Annotated in this window: 1 protein-coding gene; it reads left to right on the top strand. The window is 74.1% G+C overall.

Annotated features, from left to right (window positions below; genetic code table 11):
• The coding region (locus ACOJTC_RS03915) for an SDR family NAD(P)-dependent oxidoreductase (protein WP_420115778.1) at positions 1-4,860 on the top strand (4,860 nt) is incomplete at both ends.

Here is a 4,860-nt window from a genome sequence, read left to right as displayed (position 1 = left end):
GGTGTTGTCGGTGGGTTTGCGGGAGTCGTTGGAGGTGTTGGGTTCGGGTGGTGTGGTGGTGCCGACGTTGCGTCGGGGTGAGGGTGGTGTGGGTCGGGTGTTGTTGTCGTTGGGTGAGGCGTTTGTGTCGGGGGTGGGGGTGGATTGGGAGCGGGTGGTGCCGGAGGCTGCCCGGGTCGACCTACCCACCTACCCCTTCCAGGGCCGCCACTACTGGCTGAACCCGACCGCACCCGGCGGGGCCGACGTCTCGCACGCCGGCCTGACCGCCGTCACCCACCCCCTGCTCGGCGCGGTCGTCGAACTCGCCGGCAGCGCCGTCACCGGCCTCACCGGCACACTCTCCCTCGCCGCCCAACCCTGGCTGGCCGACCACGCCGTCGGCGACACCGTGCTGCTGCCCGGCACCGCGTTCGTCGAGATGGCGCTGCGCGCCGGCGACGAGGTCGGCTGCGACCACGTCGACGAACTGACCCTCCAGGCGCCCCTGGTGCTGACGGACCGCGCGCCGGTGCACGTCCGGGTGGAGATCGACGAGCCGGCCGGGGACGGTCGCCGCGAGGTGAGCATCCACTCCCGGGCCGCCGACGTCGACTTCGGCACCGCCTGGACCTGCCACGCCACCGGCACGCTGTCCCCCACCGTGACCGACCCCGACCTGCCGGCCCCCTCCGCGCAGTGGCCGCCCCGGGGTGCCACCCCCGTGGACGTCCGCGACGCGTACGACGAACTGGCCGACGGCGGATACCGCTACGGCCCCACCTTCCGGGGACTGACCGCGATGTGGCAGTCCGGCGACGAGGTCTTCGCCGACGTGTCGCTCCCGGAAGCGGCCCACACCGACGCCGCCCGCTTCGGCCTGCACCCGGCACTGCTGGACGCGGCGCTGCACGCGATGCTCGTCCGTGACCGGCTGGCCGGCCGGCACGACCTGCGGCTGCCGTTCGCCTGGCAGGGCGTCACGCTCGCCGCCGCCGGGGCGTCGATGCTGCGGCTGTCGCTGCGGCCGACGGCCACCGGCGCGATCACCCTGACCGCCGTCGACGGCGCCGGCCAGCCGGTGCTCACCGTCGAGTCGTTGACCTTCCGCGAGGTCGACCCGGCCCGGCTCGGCGCCGCCCGACAGGACACGCCCCCGCTCTACGGCCTCGACTGGGTCGCCGAGCCCGCCGGGGTCACCGCCGCGTCGTCCACCCTGCGGTACGCGCTGCTCGGGCCGGACCCGCTCGATCTCGGCAGCGTCCTGCCCGACGTCGAGCGTCACCCCGACCTGTCCGCCCTGGCAGCCGCCGGACGGCAGGTCGACGTCGTCGTGGTGACCCTGCCCGACGCCCCGCACGGCCCGGCGATCACGGGGGCGCACGCCGCCGCCCGGTGGGCGCTCACCCTGGCCCAGGACTGGCTCGCCACCGAGCAGCTGGCCGACGCCCGGCTCGCCGTGGTGAGCCGGCACGCGATCACCACCGACGCGGGCACCACCGCGTCCTCGCCTGCCCACGCCACCGCATGGGGGCTGCTGCGCTCGGCGCGGACCGAGAACCCGGGCCGGTTCCTCCTGCTCGACCTGGACGACGACCCCCGCTCGCTGACCGTGCTGCCGGCCGCCCTCGCCGCCGACCGCTCCGAGCTGGCCGTCCGCAACGGTGAGCTGAGGGTGCCCCGGCTCGCCCCGGTGACCCCCGGCGTCGCGCCGGTGTCCGGTGGCGACTGGCGACTGGACGGCACCGGATCGGGCAGCGTGGACGGTCTCGCCGTCGTCGCCGGGCAGATCCCGGCCACCGGGCCGGCCGCCCTCGCCCCGCACGAGGTCCGGATCGCGGTACGGGCCGCCGGCCTGAACTTCCGCGACGTCCTCATCGCCCTCGGCGTCTACCCCGGCGAGGCCCGGATGGGCATCGAAGGTGCCGGCGTGGTGACCGAGACCGGTGCAGCGGTCACCGACCTGCGGCCCGGGGACCGGGTGATGGGCATGGTGGCCGAGTCGTTCGCCGGCACCGCCACCGTGGACCACCGGCTGCTCGTGCCGATCCCGGCCGGCTGGTCGTACGCCCAGGCCGCCGCGGTGCCGATCGTCTTCGCCACCGCCTACTACGGGCTCGTCCACCAGGCCGGCCTGCGCGCCGGTGAGTCGGTGCTGATCCACGCCGCCGCCGGTGGCGTCGGCATGGCCGCCGTGCAGCTCGCCCACCACCTCGGCGCAACGGTGTACGCCACGGCCAGCCCCGCCAAGTGGGAGGCGGTACGGGCCCTCGGCGTGCCCGCCGACCGGATCGCCTCCTCGCGTACCGACGGGTTCGAGGAGACCTTCCGGCTCGCCACCCCGGGCGGCGTCGACGTCGTGTTGAACAGCCTGGCCGGTGACCTGCTCGACGCGTCACTGCGACTGCTCGCCGACGGCGGCCGGTTCGTCGAGATGGGCAAAACCGACCTGCGTGACCCCGACCGGGTCGCCGTGGACCACCCCGGTCGCCGCTACCAGGCGTTCGACCTGATCGAGATCGGTCGCCGGGACCCGGAGCTGATCCGGCGCATCCTCACCGAGATCGTCGCGCTCTTCGCCCGGGGCGCGCTGACCCACCTGCCGACGAGATGCTGGGACGTCCGCTCCGCCGCCGACGCGTTCCGCCAGCTCAGCCAGGCCCGCCAGGTCGGCAAGGCGGTGCTGACCGTACCGGCCGGATGGGACCCCGACGGGACCGTCCTGATCACCGGCGGCACCGGCACGCTCGGCGGCCTGCTCGCCCGGCACCTGGTCACCCGGCACGGGATGCGGCACCTGCTGCTGGCCAGCCGCCGGGGAACGGCGGCCCCTGGCGTACCCGAGTTGGTCGGCGAACTGACCGGCCTCGGCGCGACGGTCGAGGTCGCCGCCGTCGACGTCGCCGACCGGGCCGCCCTGGACGCCCTGCTGGACGGCGTCCCGACGGCGCACCCGCTGACGGCCGTGGTGCACACCGCCGGGGTCCTCGACGACGCGCTGCTGCCCGCGCTGACCGACGCGCGCGTCGAGACGGTGCTACGGGCCAAGGCCGACGCCGCGTGGCACCTGCACGAGTCCACCCGCCACCGCGACCTGGCCGGCTTCGTCCTCTTCTCCTCGATCATGGGTCTGCTCGGGAACGCCAGCCAGGCCAACTACGCGGCGGCGAACGTGTTCCTGGACGAACTGGCCAACGCCCGGCGCGCCGAGGGACTACCGGCGACCGCCCTGGCCTGGGGCTTCTGGGACCAGCGCAGTGAGATGACCGGTCAGCTCAGTGACGTCGACGTCGCCCGGATCGGCCGGCTCGGGCTGGCCCCGCTGACCGTCGAGGACGGCCTCGCCCTGTTCGACGCCGCGATCACCGCCGACCGGCCGACGGCCGTCCCGGCCCGGCTCGCCCTCGACGCCCTGCGCTCGCCGGCGGCCGGTGCCGTCCCGGAGCTGCTCACCGCTCTGGTGGGCCGGCGCGAGCGCCGGGTCGCGGCGGCCCGCGTCACCGGCAACGCCCTGGCCGAGCAACTCGTCGCGCTGCCGGCCGCGGAATGCGACCAGCTGCTGATCGAGCTGGTCCGGCAGACCGCCGCCGCGGTGCTCGGCCACACCTCGGCCGCCCAGGTCCCGGCCCAGGCGAAGTTCAAGGATCTCGGCTTCGACTCGCTGTCCTCGGTGGAGCTGCGCAACCGGCTGAACGCGGCGACCGGTGTCCGGCTCTCCGCCACGATGGTGTTCGAGCACCCCACACCGACCGCCGTGGCGGCGTACCTCAGGGACGAACTGCTCGGTGCCCGGCCGGCGGTGACGGACGCCCCGCCACCCACGCGGACCGCGACCGACGACGACCACATCGCGATCGTCGGCATGGCCTGCCGGCTGCCCGGCGGCGTCGGTTCGCCGGACGAGCTGTGGGAGTTGCTGACCACCGACGGCGACGCGATCGGCGAACCCCCCAACGACCGTGGCTGGGACCTCGCCGACCTCTTCGACCCCGACCCGGACCGGCCCGGCAAGAGCTACGTGCTCGACGGCGGGTTCCTGCACGAGGCGGGGGAGTTCGACGCCGGATTCTTCGGCATCTCCCCCCGCGAGGCGCTGGCGATGGACCCGCAGCAGCGGCTGCTGCTGGAGACCTCGTGGGAGGCGCTGGAGCGGGCCGGCATCGTGCCGGCGGCACTGAACGGATCGGCGACGGGCGTCTTCGTCGGCGCGCTCGCCCAGGACTACGGCTCCCCGTTGCACCAGGTGTCCGAGGGGCTGGACGGGCTGCGGCTCACCGGCCGCTCCACCAGCGTCATCTCCGGTCGGGTGGCCTACGCGCTGGGGTTGCAGGGCCCGGCGGTGACGGTGGACACGGCGTGCTCGTCGTCGCTCGTGGCGTTGCACCAGGCGGTGGGGGCGCTGCGCGCGGGTGAGGTGTCGCTGGCACTGGCGGGCGGGGTGTCGGTGATGGCGACGCCCGGCATGTTCGTCGAGTTCTCCCGCCAACGGGGCCTGTCCCCCGACGGCCGGTGCAAGGCGTTCTCGTCCTCTGCCGACGGTACGGGGTGGGGTGAGGGTGTCGGTGTGGTGGTGTTGGAGCGGTTGTCGGATGCGCGGCGTAATGGTCATCGGGTGTTGGCGGTGGTGCGGGGTAGTGCGGTTAATCAGGATGGTGCGTCGAATGGGTTGACGGCGCCGCATGGTCCGTCGCAGGAGCGGGTGATTCGTCAGGCGTTGGCGAGTGGTGGTTTGTCGGCGGGTGATGTGGATGTGGTGGAGGCGCATGGTACGGGGACGCGGTTGGGTGATCCGATCGAGGCGCAGGCGTTGTTGGCGACGTACGGTCGGGAGCACTCGGCGGATCGTCCGCTGTACCTCGGCTCACTGAAGTCGAACATCGG

This window comes from Micromonospora sp., assembly GCF_048594385.1.
Taxonomy (GTDB): domain Bacteria; phylum Actinomycetota; class Actinomycetes; order Mycobacteriales; family Micromonosporaceae; genus Micromonospora; species Micromonospora wenchangensis.
The sequence above is the reverse complement of the archived record's forward strand: the minus strand, read 5'-3'. Positions and strand labels throughout refer to the sequence as shown.